This is a genomic window from Paenibacillus liaoningensis (assembly GCF_059609455.1).
The window spans coordinates 180189-200996 of the sequence record NZ_JCAALU010000012.1 but is presented as its reverse complement, the minus strand read 5'-3'; the positions used below and the strand labels follow the sequence as shown (position 1 = coordinate 200996).

The window sequence follows — 20808 nt, the reverse complement described above, 5'->3', positions numbered from 1 at the left end:
TTAACCTTGCAGGTTTTGACCTGCTTTTTTCATTTGCTCAGGATAACCATAAGCGCCATGCTCACTGAGGTCAAGACCTACAATTTCTTGCTCTTCTGTTACACGGAAGCCCATTACCAGCTTCATAATGCCAAGTACCAGGAACGATGCTGCCAGAACAAATGCGCCACATACAACAACACTCTCGAATTGAACCCATAATTGTTTCCAGCTGCCTGTATCAAGCAAGCCGCCTTGGCCTACGCCCACTTTGTCAGCCAATGCTTGTGTTGCAAAAATACCGTTAGCCAGCGTACCCCAAATACCAGCTGCACCGTGAACCGACATTGCATAAATCGGATCGTCGATTTTCATTTTTTCGAAAAACTTCGCGCTGTAGAATACAAGCACACCTGCTACTAGACCAATTACGACAGCTGCCCATGGATCAACGAATGCACAGGAAGCTGTGATTGCAACCAGACCCGCAAGAGTACCGTTAAGGGTAGTTGTAATATCTGCTTTGCCTGTTACAGCCCACGAAATCAGCAGCGAGGAAACAGCACCTGCACCTGCTCCAAGCATCGTTGTAAAAGCAACATAACCGAAGAAGCCGTCACCAATGCTCACCGTGCTGCCTGCGTTAAAGCCGAACCAGCCGACCCACAGAAGCAAAACCGATAGTGCTGTATACACTTGGTTATGTCCCGCAATTTCATTTGCAGAGCCATCTTTGTTGAACTTTCCAATACGAGGTTTAAGTAGAATGGTTGCTGCCAAAGCTGCCAATGCGCCGGATAAATGCACGACCGTCGAACCGGCAAAGTCTTGTGCACCATCTGCTGCAAGCCAGCCGCCGCCCCAGATCCAGTGAGCAACTACCGGATAGATCGCAGCAATGTAGATAACGGTGAAAATAAGGTATGAGGACAATTTAGCACGTTCCGCAAAGCCGCCCCATGCGATGGAAAGCGATACTGCTGCGAAAGCTAGTTGGAACAGGAAGAAAATAGTTGTTGGAAGCTCATCATTTACACTTGAAATAGCTGGATTAAAGAAGAAATCGCCCCAGCCGATAAAGCTGCTTGATCCGCCATCGGCATTAGCCGTTCCGAACGCAATACCATAACCGATCGCCCAATAAACCAAACCTGCTAGACCAGCTGTGAAAATCGTTTTGCCTGCAACATGGCCGGCATTTTTCATTCTGGTCGAACCTGTTTCCAAAAGAATAAATCCGCCTTGCATGAGCAAAACTAACACGAATGCTACCATGACCCATAAGGAGTCGATACCCATATTCAATGTTGCATTGGATGGGTCATTCGCAAAAGCCATTGCCGGGAATACTAAGCACATTGCCCCTAGTGTGAATAACATCTTTCTAATCATTACGACCACTCCCCATACGTTATGTTTCCTAACATTTTAGGAAAGACTTAATGTCATTATAGTCAGTAGAGTCGCATTTGACAATACGTTTTATTCTATTTTCGAAAAAAATCTAACATTCGACCTTAAGAAAGCGGTTAATGTTAAGTTTTTTCACAGTACTTGCCTGGTCATGGCAGCTTTTAGCGTGATGGGGTTTAATCTTTGTACTTTTCATCTTCTATATAGGAAGCAGCTTCCTAGGCATAATTGCCCTTAGCTTACCTATCTATGTAACACGTTTGACTGTATGGTTACTTTACGATTATCATTAAACATAGACATATATAGATAGAGGAAAGAAGGTGAACGGATTGGAATCTGCTGAACGTTATAAAATTGGAGAACTCGCCAAACTGGCCAACATCAGTCCGCGAACAATTGACTATTATACTTCAATGGGACTTATTGAACCGGCGGAACGCTCTTCGACGAACTACCGTTTGTATAATTCTGAAACATTGATCCGCTTGAAACGTATTGAACAAATGAAGCAAAGCAAGCACACGCTTGAAGAAATTAAACAATCGCTAGCAGCATGGGATAGCGTAACTGCTGAAGAGCAGGTATCGCGCAAGCTGACCGATCTACAGCTTCGTCTAAGCGAGCTGGAACGAGAGGTTAAAGACTTGGAGCCAGTGATCAAGCAAATGAAGCCTCGCCAAGCCAACAGGCTCTACACTCGTATCATGCCGCAAACGGCAGCTTGTATAGAAGCGCTTATGCTGCTGCTAAACAAGGGGAATTTTATGTAGAGATATACAATAAAAGCTTCGCCCCTTGATCGGAAAGTCAAATTTATCATTTGGAGGAATGACGTTATGTTTTTTCACAAAATGGACATCCTCATCCTGATCGCTTTCGCTTTATCGATTTGGGCGCAGTTTCGGGTTAAAGGAACGTTCAAAACTTGGTCTACCGTTCGCTCCATGAGCGGACTAACCGGCTATCAGGCCGCACGCAAAATGCTGGATGCCCATGGGCTGCAGCATGTACAAATTGAACCCGTACGGGGCACGCTAAGCGATCATTATGATCCTATATCACGCAAAGTACGACTTTCAGAGCATGTTTATTATGAAAACTCCATATCCGCTTTGTCCGTTGCCTGCCATGAAGTTGGCCATGCGATTCAGCATCAGGCGAAATATCCAATGCTGGTGCTGCGCCATCGCATTTTTCCGGTCGTTAACATTGCATCGGGCATCGCCCCATTCATGCTGATCGCCGGATTTTTATTTCAACAGGCTAATCTGATTGGTCTTGGCATCATCTTCTTCTCCGTAGCAGTAGCCTTTCAGGTCATTACACTGCCCGTTGAATTTAATGCAAGCAATCGAGCGCGCCACATTATGATTGCCGAAGGCTTTATTACGAACGAGGAAGAACGCGGAGTTGCCAAAGTTCTGAACGCGGCCGCCCTAACTTACGTAGCAGCCGCGCTTATCTCCCTGCTGGAGCTCTTAAAATATATTATGATCTTCACATCATCGAACCGGGAATAACTTGCTTGCAGAGCAATACACGATCAACACAGCTGAGTGGGCCAGCCAAAGCATTAGGCTGGCCCACTTTCCTTTTACACAAAAAGAACCGCTGCAACGACCAGAATAAAACTGGTACTTGCAGCGGTTCTTTTTCATTCTGCATATAGCGGTTCTTACTTTAATTCCTCTTGCTTCATCTCATCGAAGTAATGCAGCAGAAAGCCATGGAACACCTTCGCAACGAGCGACAGCTTCTCATTAGAACGATGAATGATGCCGATATTGCGAGTCACATGCGGCTGCTCCACCCGCACTTTAGCTGGCTGTAAAATGCCTGTATGATGAAGCGCCATTGCGGGCAGCAGACTGACACCCATACCAGCGGCGACAAGCCCGCGGATCGTCTCCGTCTCCTCGCCCTCGAATCCGATTTTCGGTGTAAATCCTGCCTCCTGGCACGCTTCCCATACGATGGGCCTTAACGAATATCCTTCGCTGAACAATACAAACGTCTCATCCTTGAGCTGGCTCAATCGAATCGAGCTCTCCCCAGCGAGAGCATGTGCTGGCGGCAATATCGCATAAAGCTCCTCTGTCAGCAGCACCTGCCCGCACACATGCTCATGCTCATCCGGAAAAGGAGAAATGAAAGCAAGATCAATCTCACCCTTTACCATATCTCGTATAAGCGACGGATACATCCCCTGCCGAAAGCGAAATTTCACATTCGGATGATGCTTACGAAAAGCAGCTACAACCTGCGGGATTAAGGATACACCGAGGCTATGCGGAAAGCCCAGCCGAATTTCCCCTTTTTCCGGGTCAAGAAATTCATGTATTTCAACCACAGCCCGGTCCAAATCAGCCAATATGACCTCAGCCCGCTTCAAAAACAAATGACCTACAGGCGTCAATTGCAAATTTCTGCCCTTTTGTAAAAAAAGCTTTACGCCAAGCTCTTCCTCCAATTGATGAATTTGACGACTCACAGCAGACTGAGCAACATGCAATTCTTCCGCCGCCTGTGTCACATGCTCTTTTCTCGCTACCTTGACGAAATAATAAAGCTGACGAAGTTCCATGATCTCTCCTTATCTTATCCAAACATTATCTCCGGACGATCCGCTGCCTGCGAACCATTGCCCGATCGAATAAACCGTACATGAGGAAGCCGGCAAGGCCGCCACCAACATGCGCCCATAAATCTATTGTCGGCAAAATAATGGAATAAATGATACCTGCTCCCAAAATCATATATACGGTTTTGCGCGAACCATCATCCAGCCAAGCTTTACGGAACAGCGACAAGTATAGATACGCCCCGTAAACGCCATAAATCGCACCGGATGCTCCCACTGACAAATGGACAAACTCCCCATTGCCACCTTCTGTCATAACCGTAACAACCGCACTGAACAAATTGCCGAGCAGCCCGCAAAGCAAATAAAAAACACCATACTTCACAGAGCCCAGCAGACGCTCCAAGGGCGGTGCAAACACAAGCAGGGCAAACATATTAAAAAGCAGGTGCTGAAAGCCTCCATGCATAAAGACGGACGTTAAATAGCGCCATGGCTCCAACAGCCCGTATGGATCTCCATGAAAAGTTAAAAAGGCGCCCCAGCGGTACAAGTTTTCTCCGTTAGTCGTTCCGCCATTTAAAGCAACAAATATAAAATAGAGCGTATTTAACGCGATTATCGCAGAAGTCACCGGATAAGATCTTAAATAAACGCGAAAGCTTTCGTATCTTAAAAAAATCATTAGGAATTCCCCCGCTCTAAAATTGGACAATATTGCCGAACTCCGATTATAATAAATGGGTATTGACCATTTAACTTTGAGGAGGACGTTATTCATGTCTCAAGAACGTGCTGGAGCTGCCGCATTTAAAGGCAATCCACTTACACTAGTCGGACCAGAATTGAAAGCTGGCGATAAAGCTCCTGATTTTCAAGTGAACAAAACACTCGTTGATAGCGTATCCTTGAAAGATTATGCTGGTAAAATCAAATTAATCAGCGTTGTTCCTTCTATTGATACAGGCGTATGCGACGCTCAAACTCGCCGCTTCAATGAAGCTGCTGCTACACTTGGCGACAACGTTGCTGTACTTACAATCAGCGCAGACCTGCCATTCGCCCAAGCTCGCTGGTGCGGTGCTGCAGGCATTGATAAAGTCGAGCTGCTGTCAGACTACAAACTAAAAAGCTTTGGCGAAGCCTATGGCGTTTACATTAAAGAATTCGGCCTGGATATGCGCTCGATCTTCGTAATCGATGCCAATGATACGATTCAATATGTGGAGTACCTGGCAGAAATGACAGAGCACCCTAACTACGAAGCAGCGATTAACGCAACTAAAGCGCTCGTATAATCCAGTATACAATCTTTTATCTGCACAAACAAAGCGAGTGAAGGGAAACCTTCCTCGCTTTTTGTACGTTTTATGAGTTTCCGGTCGTCTTAAAAGCAGAGAGCTTCTTGTCCAGCGTTCGATAAAGCTCAAGAATAACCCGGTAGTTCGAGCCAAGGTCGCCAAATGAGCCTCTGGAAGCCGAATAAATATCAACGGCTGCATTTACCGGATTCACGCTAATGACCGACACCGTAATGTCCATCGTTCGGCCGAAAGCCGTGCGCTTCTCCAGCACAATCTCTCCAACCGATTGCACTTCATGCAGCACCTTGTAGCCCTGCATTTTCTTCAGCGTAGATACGACTTCTTCCCAAGCCTTTTCCTTGGACAACTTGTAAAAATGGGATTTGAGCATCGGGTCTTTGGCTTTATCGCCTGTTTGTTCATGACTGCGCAGCAGCCCGATTACGGTCCGCTTCAACAAAAACGATCTCCCCCTCCAGCATCTTTGTATGTAATATCTATATTAACATGTTTTGTTACACAAAAAAAGAACCCTGAGCGTGTTAGCGCAGCAGAGTCTCTTGAGTGTAGATAAAAACCCGCCTATGCCGTCCGACTTACATGTTTCTGAACCTCGCTTTCGCAAGGTGGGTGTCCGCAGAAACGAATTTGAAGTCCCCTTTAGAGGGCATGTCAGCATCGTAACAATTTAGGTCTCCCGAGAAACAGCCATTGGTTCAAAACAACGTAAAGCCGAAACGAACATCGCAGGATGTATTGTTATTATAAACGTTACCTTTACAATTGTAAATGTCTAAACGCTTATTTATTGGACGAGCTCGAATCACCGTCTGTAAGCTCTGAGAATTCGACCTCTTGAGCCTCCTGAGCTAGTCTTGCCTTCTCCGCCTGCTCCTGCAGCTTCTGGTAAATCATGTAGAAATTCCAGAACGACAGATAAGCGATAATGCTGCCCATAAAAAACGGAATTAAAAAGGTGACAAGCGTACTGATATAGATGACCGCACCACTCATTACCGCAGAGGAGAACGAGCGTATTGGACGACCAATCGTAATCAGAATGGCGTTTTTCAATAATTGAAACGTTTTCATATGATAATGAACAAGCATAGAAAAAAAGTTGAACATTGATATAACGAGCAATAGAAGCAGCGCGATAAAAATGTAAGAAATCAGGCTATACTTATCTCGATATACTCTAAAATCAACAATCATAATGGCAAACAGAATTGCGTAAAATAAACCGCCAATCATACTTTGCAAATAATTTTCCTTGTAACCTTTGAAATACGTTTTAAACAGTGGGACATCAGTTTCTCCCATAACCCACTTTCGGGCAACAACAAACATCGCGGTAGTAGCAGGAAAAAACGTGAATGGGGCGACAATCGCCAGCAAAATCATGGCTGATACTACATGTCCCATAAAGCCCGCTTCGTCAAGAGCGGAAGCGTTCGGCGGAAATATTCCAACAAAAGCTATTATTACAAAAGGAATTGAACATATTAGCCATAATACATTGATTACCGATAAACGCATAATCCATTCGGAGATGCGGTAAAAACCTCCCATTAAACCCCTTGGCTCCATGTGATCTGCCCCCACTATTCCGTCTTGTTCCTTACTATTTTGGTTGTGACATGCACCAATGCATATTATTCAATCAAGCAGGCTGGCTTAATCAAATGAACAATAAAAAAGGGAAAGTCAGGACGCCCGTAAGACATCACGGACTTCCCCGGTTTCTTAAGCTTGGTTATTCGGGCTTATTTCTTCATCCTGTATAAGAACAGGCTGAAATGACCCTAGTTGTTGTTATTGTTGAAGCCTTCGGACGATGGTTTTGGACGACGGTTCTCGCTAGTGCGAGGTCTGCTGCTGCCGCCATCACGGTTACGGTCATAGCTGCTGCTGCGCGAGCTGGAGCTCGATCCGCTGCCGCCGCCACGTCTGTCATCACGGCCACGATAGCCGCCACCGCCACTGGAGCTGCGGCCACTGCCGCCGCCAAAGGACGAGGAACCAGAATAACGACGACCATTCGAACGAATGTCCGGCTTGCGTTTTTTCGCGCGAAGCGGCTCTTCCGGCGTCAATTCAATATTGACTTCCTTCTTCTCGCCTGTCAGCAATTTAACGGCTGCTGCAAGCAAGTTAACGGAATCATATTGCTCTAGCAACTGAATGGCAATTGCTTTGTATTCCGTGAACTCTTCTTCTTGAACAACTTCGAGCAAACGCTCAGCCGTCAAGCGCTGTTTGCCTTCAATCGCTTCTGCGATGCTAGGCAATGGTTTTTTGTTGATTTTTTGACGTGTAACTTTCTCGATGAAATGCAGGTGATCAAGTTCACGAGGCGTTACGAACGACCATGCCGTACCTTCTTTGCCTGCGCGGCCAGTACGGCCGATACGGTGAACATAGCTCTCCGGATCTTGCGGAAGGTCAAAGTTGATAACATGCGTTACGCCCGATACGTCGAGGCCACGAGCAGCTACATCCGTTGCAACCAGCACATCGATGCTGCCGTCGCGGAATTTGCGCATTACGCTGTCGCGTTGGTTTTGGGACAAGTCGCCGTGAAGGCCGTCTGCCGTGTAACCACGTTTTTGCAAAGCTTCGCTAAGCTCATCAACACGGCGCTTCGTACGGCCGAAGATGATCGCAAGCTCTGGGGACTCCATATCAAGCAAACGGCTAAGAGCTTCAAACTTCTGACGCTCATGAACCTCAATATACGCTTGATCGATAAGCGGTGCCGTTACTTGCTTAGGAATAACCGACACATGCTCAGGGTTTTTCAGAAATTGCTGTGCAAGCTTCTGAATGTTCGGCGGCATTGTAGCCGAGAACAACATGGTGTGACGCTCGTCCGGTACTTGCTTCAGGATCGACTGAATGTCTTCCATGAAGCCCATATCCAGCATTTCATCCGCTTCATCAAGAATGACCGTCTGTACATCTTCAAGACGGATCGTCTTACGGTTGATGTGGTCAAGCAAACGTCCTGGCGTACCAATAATAATTTGCGGCTTCTTCTTCAGAGCGCGAATTTGACGTCCAATTTCTTGTCCGCCGTAAATTGGCAATGAGCGTAAACCTTTGTATCGAGTCAACTTCCCGATTTCATCAGCTACCTGAATAGCGAGTTCACGGGTAGGCGTCATAATTAAGGCGACAATGCGCTCCTCGCTTGTCGGAATTTTATTAATGAGCGGAATTCCGAATGCCGCTGTTTTTCCTGTTCCTGTTTGTGCCTGACCAATTAGATCTTGACCAGCCATTGCAATTGGAATAGCTTTGGACTGGATCGGAGTTGACTCCTCAAACCCCAGCTCCGTGATTGCTTGCAACACTTTAGGTTCCAAGCCAAATTCAGCAAATGTTTTCAAACTTTCTCATACTCCTTTTATCTGCAGCCTACTTGAAAAATATCCAAGCTATTATAGCATACAATCGTACCCGTTTACCAGCGAAGCTTAAAAACAGATCAAAAGACGCACGCGTAAGCGTTTGCTTTATTTTATATTCCCTGCCCGCTGCGCGCATGGCAGTTAACCCTGTTTTTTTAAAGTTGATCCTGCTATAATGTGGTTATCCCGCTGTTTTAACGTTTTCATGCCATATGTTTTGCCCTGAACCTATGATGAAAGGGTGATGCCAGGTGGATATCGAAACCGTAACACTGTCACAAATTGTAGAGAAGCTTGCACCAGAGCTCAGTCCTTTTCTTACGGATCGGGAACTCTCGATCAATATCGTATTGAGGGACGGACTGGCTGTACTTGAACCGGCGGATGCAATGGAGATTGTTCAGCACAGCATTTGCGAGCACCAAAGAGAAGCCTTACTGCAATGACAAGGGGATATACCGATTGATAGTAAACCTGCTGACGCATGCGTCAGCAGGTTTTTTGCATGCTTTTCCCACCGGGAATTCCCGCCCAAAAATGGTGCTTTAAGCAACATTTCTCTGTGTAAAATTACGCTTTTTGAAAAAAATAAGTGTCACGCAGCCTAATTCTGCTTTATAATTTGGTAAGAAGAGCTAGCGGGGAGAGAAGGAAATGGACATCATCTTTTCAACTGTCATGCTGTTATACAGCTTATTGACGGGAAGCGGAGAGGATCATGCAGCCGCCCGGGAGCTCGCAGCCTCCGTACTAAACGCTTCACTCGGAACAACGATCGTGCAGGCGAGCCCCTCTAATGGAGAAGGCCAGGGGACGTCTGAGGCGGGCGCTAAGCATGATCCACAGAAAGATGCTCCCATTGTGAAGGGCATCTACGTGACGGCTCACAGTGCAGGTGGAGCGCGTATGGATAGCTTGCTGAAGCTTATGGATGATACGAAGCTGAACAGCATGGTCATTGATGTAAAAGACGACAACGGCTATATCACCTATCCAACCGAGACGCCGGAGCTGCTTGAGCTGGGAACTACACAGAAGTACATTCGCGATATTGGCGACTTGATGAAGAAATTGAAGCAGCATGAGGTTTACCCCATTGCCAGAATTGTCGTCTTTAAGGACACTGTGCTGGCACGCCAGCATCCGGAGCTGTCCTTCCGCCATTCCGACGGAACGATTTGGAAAAATGGCCGCGGCGAAAGCTTTGTTAATCCTTATATGAAAGAAGTATGGAGTTATAATGTAGCCGTTGCCAAAGAAGCAGCCAAGCTGGGCTTTAAGGAAATCCAGTTTGATTATGTCCGTTTTCCTGAAGGCTTTGATAAGAAAGCCGATTCGCTGAAGTATGAGAAAACCGAGCAGAGCCGGGTCGATGCCGTTGCAGGATTCGTGAAATATGCCCGTGAGCAGCTTGAGCCGCTTGGCGTGCGTGTATCGGTCGATATTTTCGGCTACGCCGCATCAGTGCCTGCCGCCGAAGGAATTGGGCAGGACTTTGTGAAAATTTCCAATGATGTGCACGTCATATCCCCCATGGTTTATCCGAGCCATTACAGCACAGGCTGGTTTAAGCAGAAGGTGCCGGATAAAAACCCCTATGAAACCATTGTAGGCGCTATGGAGGACACACATGCCAAGCTTGACCCGATCGGCGACGCCAAGCCGATTATCCGTCCTTGGATTCAGGATTTTACAGCCAGCTGGCTGGGACAGGGCAATTATATGAAATATGGCAAGAAAGAAGTCGAGGCACAGATTAAGGCGCTCGCCGACACCGATATTCATGAATTTCTCTTATGGAATGCAGGCAATAAATATTCAGAGGGCGTTAATTACGAATAACCATTCAATAAGGCTAGCTGCTATTACTTACGCTTCTCGCCACAAGGTGAAACGGCTGTCTCCATCCTTTGGCTGCGCGGCGCGTTTCATTCCGAGAAATATAGAGAAAGGATAGCGTTAGGATATCTTTTCCTTTATTTCAAACAAATAACCTCCGGTACGCTGCCTTAAAGCGTTGCCGGAGGTTATTTGTTTGTTTAGCCAGAAGGTATTATTGCGACAGGCGCAGCGCGAGCTCATACAACTCCAGGTTGAATGGCTTCTTCGTGTTGACAACCGTGTCAATATCCGTAGAAAGGAACTCTCCGCGCACGATACCGCAAGCTTTGCCCGATTCGCCAGCCATCAGCTGATGTACAGCATAATCGCCGAGACGGCTTGCCAGAATACGGTCAACAGCAGTCGGCGTTCCGCCGCGTTGAATATGTCCAAGCACGGTTACTCGCGGCTCAAGTCCGCAACCACGTGTAATTTCGCTGGACACATCATGTCCATTGCCTGCTCCTTCAGCAACAACAATGATACTGTGACGCTTGCCTTTGGCAAAATTGGCTTCCATCCGCTGCGAAACTTCCGTTAAGTTGAACGGCACCTCCGGCACAAGAATCGTCTCGGCGCCGCTTGCAAGTCCCGCATAAAGCGCGATATCTCCGCAGTGACGACCCATAACCTCAACGACAGACGAACGCTCATGGGAAGACATCGTGTCGCGGATTTTGTTAATAGCATCCACCACGATGCCAACCGCTGTATCGAAACCGATTGTATAATCCGTGAAAGGAATATCGTTATCGATCGTTCCTGGCAATGCCATCGTCTTAATTCCAAGCTTGCTCAGCTTGTTAGCACCTTGATAGGAGCCGTCGCCGCCGATAACAACCAAACCGTCGATGCCACGCCCACGCAAAACTTCAGCGCCTTTCTCCTGGCCTTCAGCTGTCATAAACTCTTTGCAGCGCGCCGTCTGCAAAATGGTGCCCCCGCGCTGAATAATATCGCCTACGCTGCGAAGATCCATTTGACGCAAATCGTCATTCAGAAGACCCTGATAACCGCGTTGTACACCGTATACTTCCAGCCCGTTATACAAAGCGCTCCGCACTACAGCGCGAACGGCTGCATTCATCCCTTGGGAGTCACCGCCACTGGTTAATACTGCGATTGATTTTACTGAAGACATAGTCATTCCTCCAAAATGATGTAATATATTGCTAAGCCTGCTGCTTCCTGATCCACACGCTGTTAATCAGGAAAAACAGGCGGGTAAGCGGACTGTTCTTCATCAGCTTGCGCGTTACGCTGCGCACTTCTTTCTGCGCACGCACCTTCGGATCGGATAAATAAAGGGCCAGCAGCCCTTCAATGATAAGGCGATGAAACCGGGAAGCCGGCAAATGCCGCACATCCTCCCTTGCCCACTCCACTATCGTACCGATCCGTTCCGCCATCAAATGGAAGCTGTCGTAATAATTGCAGAAATTCAAATCTCCGCCGGCCTGATCCTCCGCCTGATCGATCAAATAATCAAGCATAATATGCAGGCCGCATACGTGCGGGAAATAAATTTCTTTAATCGCAGCCGCATCCTGCTTCGACAGACCATCACCGCTGGCTGCTAAAAAAAGCATAAACATGCCGAGCGTCGATCCGCTGGCCGCTGCGAATTCATTCCATTGCAAGTGCGGGTAGCGCTGTGCATGCTTCTCCCACCAAGCGAGTAGCTTCGGCTCGCGCAAGTCATTGCGAATGTGCTTGTACACCTGCAAATCGCCATATAGGCTGACCAGCTCGGTTACGTCACGCTGAACGCTGGTATAGGAAGGAAGCAGCGCTGTATGGTGCTGGCACACGGCAACGAGGTGGTGCAAATATCCGCCGTCGTCCCGCTCCTTCCGGTGGGCATAATAATCCCGGAGCGGCGCTGCCGGATTAACCGCATCAAGCATGGACTGATGCAATAGGCGGAAATCATCCGCATCAAGAGAGGTGCTGCGATCGCATAAATTGTCCAGGTAGTCGCTAATCGTTTGCAGCGCAACAATAAGCGGTATAAGAATATGCCGCTGTTCCAAGTTGGCCGCTGCATACACGGCCCCACCCTGACAATGGAATTTCTTGCTCGCTATGCTGCTCAGCGCTTGCGTCCGCAGCTCCCTGTCGGGAATTTGCTCTGCCATAGCCCGCAGCTTCCCCAGCTGCTCTTCAACTTCTGGCAGCACATATTTATATACGCGATGCATAAGTTTTAAAGGCCCTCGGGGCGCACGGCTGCCTGAAAATGTCGTCAATCTCACGATGCACCACCTCCTCTTTAAAAAATGCTGAATAACCGCCGGCTACCAGCCCATTATTACACGATGAATGAAACCTCCACTCATAAATGTACCATTTCAATAAACAATAATCCAGCAGTTCATGCTATAATGGTTTACAATCTATTAATAATTAGCTATAACACCTGTATAATCAAGGTTTTTTACAGTTATGGAGTGAATACAGCAATGACACAACTTGGCCTAGAAAAGGCGAAGCTTAACACATCCCGAGAAACGCTGCGTCTTCGCGCCTTCAGCTTTTCTGCCTATTCAACACAGGCGCTGCTCGTCTCCTACCTGCCTTTATACTTTCTGGCGCGAGGCTATTCCGAGCATCAAATCGGCATTATCTATGCAACTGGGCCCTTCATATCCGTCTTCGCCAATTTACTGCTAGGCTGGGCAAGTGACCGATTTCAGACGATAAAAAAATTATTTATATTTTTATTATTCGGGCAGCTGGTCATGATATCGCTGCTGTTCCCGATTCAAGATTTTACGATGATCTGTCTAGTGATGACGATCTTTTATTTTTTTCAGACACCTATTAATCCATTGAATGACAGTATGATTTTATTATCCAGTCAATATACAGCTGTTCCTTATGCACTCATTCGCATTTTCGGCTCGCTCGGGTTTGCGATATCCGCCTACTTGTTCGGCTTTATATTGAAGCAGATGGGCTCCAATTGGACGCTGCCGCTCGCAGTCTGTACGATTACGATAACGCTGGCGCTATCCTTCCTGCTGCGAGATTATCGCGGGAGTGCCCGCAAAGTCGATTTTAGCGGTTTTTTCAAGCTGCTGGGCAAAAGGGAGGTCGTTTCCTTTTTCGTCCTTATTTTGATCGTATCGGTCGCGCATCGTATGTACGAAGGTTTTTTGGCTGTAACGCTGCATCAAATGGGAGCTAGCGATTCCCTTGTCGGCCTCGCCTGGACCCTTTCCGCCTGCAGCGAAATTCCCGTCCTGTTTCTGCTTGGAAAGTACGGCCATAAATTCAAGGAGCTGCCGCTGCTGTTTATCGCATGTGTATTGTATGCTCTGCGAATGTGGCTGATTGGACATTTGAGCAGCCCTTATCTCGTCGTGGCGACACAGCTCATGCACAGCATTACATTCGGCATCTACTTCTCAACTGCCTTGCGTTATATTTCACAGCTCATACCCGATGAATTTCGCGCTTCCGGCCAAGCGGTATACGCCGTTGTATGGACGGGCCTTGCCGGTCTGCTCAGCGGTACCGTTGGCGGCTATGTATATGAAAGCTTCGGACGCACAGCCTTCTTTAATTTAGGTACTACCCTTGCTTTAATAGCAGCAGCAGGTTTCATTTACAAACATTATACGAGGCGCAGCGCATGAACGAGTGCCGCATGAAAGCCTCTAGCTCATGAACGAATTCAAAAAAAACAGCTTGGGCTCCACATGATGATGTGGCTCCCGAAGCTGTTTTTTTGCTCCAGCCTGACTATGTAGACGTTAGTCCTCAAGCTCAAAGTTTGTGTAAACGTCCTGTACATCGTCATTATCGTCGAAGGAGTCCATCATTTTGGACAGCTTGTCCGCATTTTCGCCTTCTACAGCAACCATGTTTTGCGGCAGCCAGCGTACTCCAGCGCTTACAAACGTATAGCCTTCCGCTTCAAGTGCACCTTTCACCTGCTCGAACTCATGCGGATGCGTCAAAATCTCGAAGCTGTCTTCGTTTACGACCAGATCCTCTGCTCCAGCTTCCAGCGTCACCATCATCATCGAGTCTTCATCAATTTCTAAATCCTCACGGTCCACGACAAGCAAGCCTTTATGATCGAACATATAGGATACGCAGCCGCTTTCTCCCATATTGCCGCCTCGCTTATTAAAAGCCGAGCGCACATCAGCCGCAGTACGATTGCGATTGTCCGTCAAACAACGAACCATAATCGCGACGCCGCCTGGGCCGTAGCCTTCATACATAATTTCTTCATAATCGACCGCGTCGCCGCCCGTCGCCTTCTTGATTGCCCGTTCAACGTTGTCATTGGGCATTTGCTCCGCACGTGCATTGGCAATGGCTGTCTTCAGGCCAAAATTCGCCTCAGGATTCGCTCCGCCCTTACGTGCCTGCACATAAATTTCACGCGACAGCTTTACAAACTTATTATTTTTAGCCTGATCGGCCTTCCCTTTGCGATCCTTAAACAATTTAAACTTCATGCCACTCGCTCCTCCGACAAAGATTCCACCTAACAGTGTAACATTTCAGGCCTAATCCGGTCAAAGTCTAAAATGCGAAAAGCGCATGGCAAAATAACGTCCCTGTACTTCCTATCATTAAGAAATATAGCCTTTCTCCCTCCAATATTCCATCGCAAAATCTTCGCCACAAAAAGGTTTCGTTCCATCCAGCATATCTTGGTTGTAACGTGTAATCAGTTTTCGGCCTTTTTCAAAAAATTTGACCGCATCCAGCAGTTTAGCTCCGCCTTCGTAATTAACCATCGTATAATCGTCATCATCTTCATCTTCTGAATACTGAACGGAAACACATTCAGAGCCGTCCATATGCTTCTGTATACGGTATGAGCAATATTCGACCTTTGCCTCGCCCTGTTCATCGGTATAGTCTCTGGCCATACGCACCAAAGCCAATCGCGGGGAATCCTTGTAAAGTTCTCCCTCTTGCCGAAATGAGAAATATATATCGCCGATCCATAGCCCGCTGCGCTCTTCATCATAATAATCGTTATAAGGCTCAACAAGCGGGAGAGTCAATATCTCGCGTATATGCTGCGGATCAATGAGATGACGGGCATATTCATAGGTCGATACAGCTTGCAGCAAATAAACCCAATTTTGCTGGCATAGCTGCTGGATCGCGGCCGGTGAATCATCATCGATAACCGTCCAATCTACAATCTCGTCCGTTACTTTGCGATATTTGCCCGATAACTGCCATTGTATAGGGCGCGAATGAGCTGCAGAGCCTGATTGCGCAGCAACTGGTTCTATTTTCAGCAAAGCCCCGTACTCCTCGCCATCCTGAAAATAAACGCTTCGAAAATGTCCCGAATCCGCTTCATTGCCATACGCAGTTGCACGAAAAAACTGATCGCCCAGCCAAAACTCATAGCTTGAGCTAGCAGCTTCAGGCTCTCCGAGGAAGCAAAGAGAATCCGCAGTTACCTGCTGCATATAAAGCGGCCGGAGCTGTGTATCTGCGAATAAAAAAGGAATTTGCGGTTGTTCACGAATCGGCTTGATTCGATCTTCATATAGGATAGGCTTGTCTTCTTCCAAAAGACGCAGCATTTCCTCTCGCCAGACGAACGGCTCTTCATCCTCATCTATAATAATTTCCGGAACAAAAAGCTCGGTCATGTCGAAGCCCTGCCATACACCGAAGTCGTCCCAATCTACTATGTATCGTTCAAAGGCCGATGTCCCCTGAATGCGTACTCTATATTGATCGCTCGTCATCATCAGCTCCGCCTGCATATGGCCCTCAACGATGAGATCGCCGTGATTATAATCACCCCAAAACATTTTTTCCACCTGCAAATCGCCAGCAATATGGATCTCCTGTCCACCAACAACCATATGGCTGGCGCGCATATCGCCAAGAACGATCAGTCCGGTAGCCCCGTCTGTATTTGTATTGCCAATATAGCGATCCACAATCAAATTTCCTTCAACGAGAATGAGCATAGCATTAAGGTCGAGCAGAAGCTCGCTAAGCCGCAAATCCCCTTTATAATACCAAACGTCCTCTGCTTCAAATTCGCCATCCTTTTGTTCATTGCGCAAGTAATACCAGCTCTCGCGAGGCAATTTCAGCTTAATTTCACTAAAGCTAAGCCTCTGAAACACGGCACCGGCTTCCATCATTATTCTCCTCCTTTAAAAATAGTTGAAAAACGCGGTTCTTTTTGCTCTATTTTGCTGCAAGGCCATTTAAAAAGAGCCTTTTCCTGCTATTATTTTTACGTATTTCCCGCGCCATGGTTCTCCTTTTTCCCCCTTTTCCACTCTTTTCAACCTATTATTCGGCACCATCCGCTGCCCATTGTCATAATGGCTTTTTAAAATGGCTTGTTAAAATGCGAAAAGGAGCTCCCGGATTAACCGGAAGCTCCTGTACATGCTGCAATCAAGTATTATAAGAAACTTCGAATCTTATAATTTAACGACGTTAGCCGCTTGTGCACCGCGATTGCCTTCAGTGATGTCGAACTCTACCTCTTGGCCTTCGTCAAGCGATTTGAAGCCTTCGCTTTGGATAGCGGAGAAATGAACGAATACATCCTCGCCGCCTTCGACCGAGATAAAGCCATAGCCTTTCTCTGCGTTAAACCATTTAACTGTTCCTTTCAAATGAACAACCTCCTAAAAAAATAAACCGCTGTTTAATCAGCGTATACCCTATATTATACAGTCTTAAACTGGAAAATGCAATTAAACCCTTATTTTCAAAAATAAATCTGATCCAGGAATAAAAGGAAGTTTCGCTGGCATAAGCTCCGCCTGTCCGCCCCGCTCTGCGACAGCCTTTAGCAGCTCATCCATGTGCGGGTAAGCATTCCAGCTTAGCGACAACAGCGGGTAAATCCGCACCTGTCCGCCCGGCTTGCACAGTCGCATCATTTCCAAAACAGCCTGCTTATGGAAATTGAAATCAAACTGCTCCGCATACAAAAACAAAAAATGGCTGCATAACACAAGCGAGAAGGTTCCTTGTTCAAAAGGAAGCTCTGGCAGCTGCCCAAAACGATAACGGGCTTGCCCGTCAACAGATCGCAAATGGCTTGCAAACAGCTCAAGCGAACGCTCTCGTCCCGCGCGATGATTCGCAGGGTCCTTATAATAGCTCCAGTCGAATGCCTCCTGCAAAGCGATCAGCTTGTTTGTGGAAACTTCAATTTCTTCTGCAGATTGTGCAATCCACGACTCCACATCTCCGGCATAACGCGGATCAACAGCATGGGCTTCATACCCTCGGGCACACGCCTCAGCGGTAAAAGAAGCGCCTCCGGCAGCAATGTCCAGTAGAGGCCCCGCGCCCAAATCATCTTCTTCCAGTCCGAACATGTGTACATACTCATCAAAACCCCGGCAGGTAATAGCAACGCCTACCTGCTCATACTTCAATTGCTTCATCTTCTCAACTCTCCTCGTCTCAGCTATACTCTTCTCGCGATTACGCTCCTATCTCTATAGAAGCTTCGCCTCATAAATGCTTCTTTCCCGCATTATAGCTGATATTATAACACCGTCCCTTATTGCTTTCCACCCCCTAGATAGCTAAAATAGTAAGAATACGGTGTAAGCCGTAACGAAAGGTAAGGTGACCTACAACATGTTCAAGAAATACGAGATATTCAAAACTGACAAGTACAATATGCTGACGGTAGAAGTACAGGGGAAAACCCTCGTCGTACGAGATATTTCCGATCAATGGGGCGAAGAATGCTTTACGTTCGTAAGCCGTCCTGAAATGATGCATTGGGCCGAAAATCGCTTCCGTGCTGACCAGTATGTTGGCCGCGAGGAAGAGCGGGAGAACATCATCCGTGCTTTCAAGGAAGTGTAAGCAGGAAAATTCAACCTTAACAGCGAAAACTAACGAGGCCATGTTGTGCTTGCGGCTACAGGGGGTGTACGTTTCGAGATGGATTTAATGACTAATATCATCTTTATTGTCGCATCCTTTGCACTAGGATGGATAGTCCTTGCAAAACGCGATTCTCTCGCTCCCAATTTGCGCCGCGGGCTGGCACTTGCTTCTATTGTTTTAATTGCATTCTCGTTTTTCCTCATTGTATTCAGCCTGTTTCAGATGGGAAGCTCATAAGCGCTGGCGGCAGCTGACAAGCCATACATCAAGGAGCAGCCGCCAACGCATCAAATACAAGAGCAGCCGCTTGCCACATCTAAGAGTTTAGAAAGTTCTTGTATTTCAACATAACAAGGCAGCCTCCGGTACATACTAGGTACAAATTTATGCCCGGAGGCGAACGCAACTATGAAATGGCTACCCGTCCTTGTCTCTCTAAGCCTGACAGCCGGTATTAGTGGCGCTGAGGGAATGATTCAGCCCGCCTATTCCAAAACTGCACCACATGCTACTTCATCTACCATTATACCAAGGAGGAATTCGATGAATCACGTACCTAAGCGTTCCGAAACGAAAGTAGAAGCCCGTTGGAAGCTCGAAGACCTGTTTGCAGATCAAGCTGCTTGGGATAAGGAGTTTGCCGCTGCCAAAAGCCTGATTGGCAAAATCAGCGCTTTCCAAGGCACATTGGCAGACCCGGCCCAGCTGAAAGCCTGCTTCGAGCAGGAGGATGAATTGTCGCTGCATGTGGAGCGTCTATACGTATATGCCAATATGAAGCATCATGAGGATACGGCAGAGCCGACCTATCAGGCCTTGTCCGACAAATCCAAGAAGCTGAGCGTGGAAACAGGAGAAGCCCTCTCTTTCATTACGCCAGAGGTACTTTCCTTAAGCGACGAGGCGCTGGATCAATTGATCGCAAATCCGGAGCTGGCCACTTTCCGTCATACACTTGAAGAAATGCGCCGCCAGAAAGCCCATGTTCTTTCGAAAAATGAAGAGGCGCTGCTAGCGCAAGTAGGCAATATGAGCTCGGCTCCCGGCACGATTTTCAGCTTGCTTAACAATGCTGATTTGAAGTTCCCGAAAGTGAAGGACGAGAACGGCGAAGAGGTTGAATTGACGCAGGGCCGTTACATCCAGTTCCTTGAGAGCAAAAACCGCGACGTGCGCAAAGAAGCTTTCCAAGCGATGTACGATACATACGGAAAGCTCAAAAACACAATCGGGGCCACGCTGAATGCCAATGTAACGAAAAATATTTTTTACTCCCGTGCCCGCAAGCACGATTCCGTTCTCGCCATGTCGCTCTATGGGGATAACATTCCCGAGACGGTATACACAAACCTGGTTGACACGATTCACAAGCATTTGCCGCTGATGCATCGCTATATGAACCTGCGCAAAAAGCTGCTCGGCGTCGACAAGCTTCATATGTATGATCTGTTCGCTCCGCTTGTAGAGGAATTCGATATGAACATTACGTATGAGGACGCGAAAAAAACAGTCAAAGAAAGCTTGAAGCCGCTCGGCGACGATTATTTGAACGTGCTGCAGCATGGCTTTGACGACGGCTGGATTGACGTGTACGAGAATGAAGGCAAGCGCAGCGGCGCTTACAGCTGGGGAGCGTTCGGCACGCATCCATATGTGCTGCTCAATCACAAGGACAACTTGAACAGCATGTTTACGCTGACGCATGAGATGGGCCACGCTCTGCATTCGTATTATTCTGATACGACCCAGAACTACCGCGATGCGCAATATACGATTTTCCTCGCGGAAGTGGCTTCCACGCTGAACGAAGCGCTGCTGATGGACTACTTGCTTGACAAGTCAACCGATCCGAAGGAAAAAATGTACCTGCTTACTTACTATGCGGATCAATTCCGGACGACGGTGTTCCGTCAAACGATGTTTGCCGAATTCGAGAAAATCATTCACGAAAGAAGCGAGCAAGGCGAATCGCTGACACCGCAGGATTTGAGCAAAATTTACTACGACCTCAATGTGCTGTATTATGGCGACGATATGGCCGTAGATGAAGATATTGCGATGGAATGGGCACGTATTCCCCATTTCTACAACAGCTTCTATGTGTATAAATACGCGACTGGCTTCTCGGCCGCAACGAGCTTCTCCAAGCAAATTTTGGAGGAAGGCGCGCCAGCAGTCGAGCGTTATCTCGGCTTCCTGAAGAGCGGCGGCAGCGACTTCTCAATCAATATTTTGAAAAAAGCTGGCGTCGACATGTCCTCGCCAGAGCCGATTGAGCAAGCGATGAGCGTGTTCGAAAGCCTCATCGGCCAAATGGAAGAGCTAACTAAAAAATAAATTTGCGTCTCCTCTTTGACTGCCT

21 protein-coding genes and 1 other RNA gene are annotated in these 20808 nt (G+C 47.4%); 9 read left to right on the top strand and 13 right to left on the bottom strand.

From position 1 onward, the window contains the following. Entirely contained in the window at positions 1–1371 is a 1371-nt protein-coding gene (locus AC6B99_RS19705; protein WP_056029477.1) for an ammonium transporter, read from the bottom strand. 344 nt (positions 1372–1715) lie between these two features. Here AC6B99_RS19705 and AC6B99_RS19700 point away from each other — a divergent pair, with 344 nt between their 5' ends. Beyond that, a complete protein-coding gene (locus AC6B99_RS19700) occupies positions 1716–2165 on the top strand; it encodes a MerR family transcriptional regulator (protein ID WP_442952490.1) in 450 nt (149 codons plus the stop codon). Positions 2166–2231: 66 nt separating this feature from the next. After that, complete coding sequence (locus tag AC6B99_RS19695; RefSeq protein ID WP_056029483.1) at positions 2232–2915, top strand: zinc metallopeptidase; 684 nt, start codon at positions 2232–2234, stop codon at positions 2913–2915. A gap of 155 nt (positions 2916–3070) precedes the next feature. Here AC6B99_RS19695 and gltC read toward each other — a convergent pair whose 3' ends face one another. Beyond that, on the bottom strand, positions 3071–3979 hold the full coding sequence (gene gltC, locus AC6B99_RS19690; protein WP_494858312.1) for a glutamate biosynthesis transcriptional regulator GltC: 909 nt from the start codon (positions 3977–3979) through the stop codon (positions 3071–3073). A gap of 25 nt (positions 3980–4004) precedes the next feature. Further along, positions 4005–4661 carry a rhomboid family intramembrane serine protease gene (locus AC6B99_RS19685; RefSeq protein WP_496664042.1) on the bottom strand — a complete coding sequence of 219 codons (657 nt, stop codon included), beginning with the start codon at positions 4659–4661 and terminating at the stop codon, positions 4005–4007. A 94-nt stretch (positions 4662–4755) separates the two neighbouring features. On the opposite strand from AC6B99_RS19685, the gene tpx reads away from it, so the two are divergent. After that, a complete protein-coding gene (gene tpx / locus AC6B99_RS19680) occupies positions 4756–5274 on the top strand; it encodes a thiol peroxidase (protein ID WP_056029492.1) in 519 nt (172 codons plus the stop codon). Positions 5275–5344: 70 nt separating this feature from the next. Here tpx and AC6B99_RS19675 read toward each other — a convergent pair whose 3' ends face one another. From AC6B99_RS19675 to cshA, 4 genes are all read right to left on the bottom strand, one after another. Then, positions 5345–5740 (bottom strand): DUF1499 domain-containing protein, encoded by a 396-nt coding sequence (locus AC6B99_RS19675; RefSeq protein ID WP_056029495.1) that lies wholly within the window; start codon positions 5738–5740, stop codon positions 5345–5347. A gap of 111 nt (positions 5741–5851) precedes the next feature. Next, positions 5852–6036, bottom strand: a non-coding RNA gene (ssrS, locus tag AC6B99_RS19670) — 6S RNA. 45 nt (positions 6037–6081) lie between these two features. After that, positions 6082–6819, bottom strand: coding sequence for a YesL family protein (locus AC6B99_RS19665; protein WP_496664073.1), 738 nt, complete (start codon positions 6817–6819; stop codon positions 6082–6084). 266 nt (positions 6820–7085) lie between these two features. After that, positions 7086–8672: a degradosome RNA helicase CshA gene (gene cshA / locus AC6B99_RS19660; protein WP_099519666.1), complete on the bottom strand. Its 1587-nt coding sequence runs from the start codon at positions 8670–8672 to the stop codon at positions 7086–7088. A gap of 272 nt (positions 8673–8944) precedes the next feature. On the opposite strand from cshA, the gene AC6B99_RS19655 reads away from it, so the two are divergent. Next, positions 8945–9139 carry a hypothetical protein gene (locus tag AC6B99_RS19655; protein ID WP_046229973.1) on the top strand — a complete coding sequence of 65 codons (195 nt, stop codon included), beginning with the start codon at positions 8945–8947 and terminating at the stop codon, positions 9137–9139. A 208-nt stretch (positions 9140–9347) separates the two neighbouring features. Continuing rightward, a complete protein-coding gene (locus AC6B99_RS19650) occupies positions 9348–10535 on the top strand; it encodes a putative glycoside hydrolase (protein WP_496664041.1) in 1188 nt (395 codons plus the stop codon). Positions 10536–10746: 211 nt separating this feature from the next. On the opposite strand, the gene pfkA is transcribed toward AC6B99_RS19650, so the two are convergent. Beyond that, positions 10747–11715, bottom strand: a complete 969-nt coding sequence (gene pfkA / locus AC6B99_RS19645) for a 6-phosphofructokinase (protein ID WP_056029507.1) — start codon at positions 11713–11715, stop codon at positions 10747–10749. Between the two features lie 31 nt (positions 11716–11746). Then, positions 11747–12775, bottom strand: a complete 1029-nt coding sequence (locus AC6B99_RS19640) for a tetraprenyl-beta-curcumene synthase family protein (RefSeq protein WP_496664072.1) — start codon at positions 12773–12775, stop codon at positions 11747–11749. A 261-nt stretch (positions 12776–13036) separates the two neighbouring features. Here AC6B99_RS19640 and AC6B99_RS19635 point away from each other — a divergent pair, with 261 nt between their 5' ends. Then, the gene (locus tag AC6B99_RS19635; protein ID WP_496664040.1) at positions 13037–14215 is read left to right on the top strand and encodes an MFS transporter; all 1179 of its coding nucleotides are present in this window, start codon (positions 13037–13039) and stop codon (positions 14213–14215) included. A 117-nt stretch (positions 14216–14332) separates the two neighbouring features. Here AC6B99_RS19635 and AC6B99_RS19630 read toward each other — a convergent pair whose 3' ends face one another. The 4 genes from AC6B99_RS19630 to AC6B99_RS19615 all read right to left on the bottom strand — a co-directional run bounded on the left by AC6B99_RS19630 (position 14333) and on the right by AC6B99_RS19615 (position 17989). Then, positions 14333–15049, bottom strand: coding sequence for a YebC/PmpR family DNA-binding transcriptional regulator (locus AC6B99_RS19630; RefSeq protein WP_056029519.1), 717 nt, complete (start codon positions 15047–15049; stop codon positions 14333–14335). 117 nt (positions 15050–15166) lie between these two features. Next, positions 15167–16720, bottom strand: coding sequence for a hypothetical protein (locus AC6B99_RS19625; RefSeq protein ID WP_496664039.1), 1554 nt, complete (start codon positions 16718–16720; stop codon positions 15167–15169). A 288-nt stretch (positions 16721–17008) separates the two neighbouring features. Then, complete coding sequence (locus AC6B99_RS19620) at positions 17009–17206, bottom strand: cold shock domain-containing protein (RefSeq protein ID WP_046229980.1); 198 nt, start codon at positions 17204–17206, stop codon at positions 17009–17011. 81 nt (positions 17207–17287) lie between these two features. Continuing rightward, on the bottom strand, positions 17288–17989 hold the full coding sequence (locus AC6B99_RS19615; RefSeq protein WP_494858301.1) for a methyltransferase domain-containing protein: 702 nt from the start codon (positions 17987–17989) through the stop codon (positions 17288–17290). Positions 17990–18188: 199 nt separating this feature from the next. Here AC6B99_RS19615 and AC6B99_RS19610 point away from each other — a divergent pair, with 199 nt between their 5' ends. From AC6B99_RS19610 to pepF, 3 genes are all read left to right on the top strand, one after another. Beyond that, entirely contained in the window at positions 18189–18422 is a 234-nt protein-coding gene (locus AC6B99_RS19610) for a hypothetical protein (RefSeq protein WP_046229982.1), read from the top strand. Between the two features lie 78 nt (positions 18423–18500). Beyond that, a complete protein-coding gene (locus AC6B99_RS19605; protein ID WP_046229983.1) occupies positions 18501–18683 on the top strand; it encodes a hypothetical protein in 183 nt (60 codons plus the stop codon). A 306-nt stretch (positions 18684–18989) separates the two neighbouring features. Beyond that, complete coding sequence (gene pepF, locus AC6B99_RS19600) at positions 18990–20783, top strand: oligoendopeptidase F (RefSeq protein ID WP_056029529.1); 1794 nt, start codon at positions 18990–18992, stop codon at positions 20781–20783. Positions 20784–20808 lie beyond the last annotated feature (25 nt).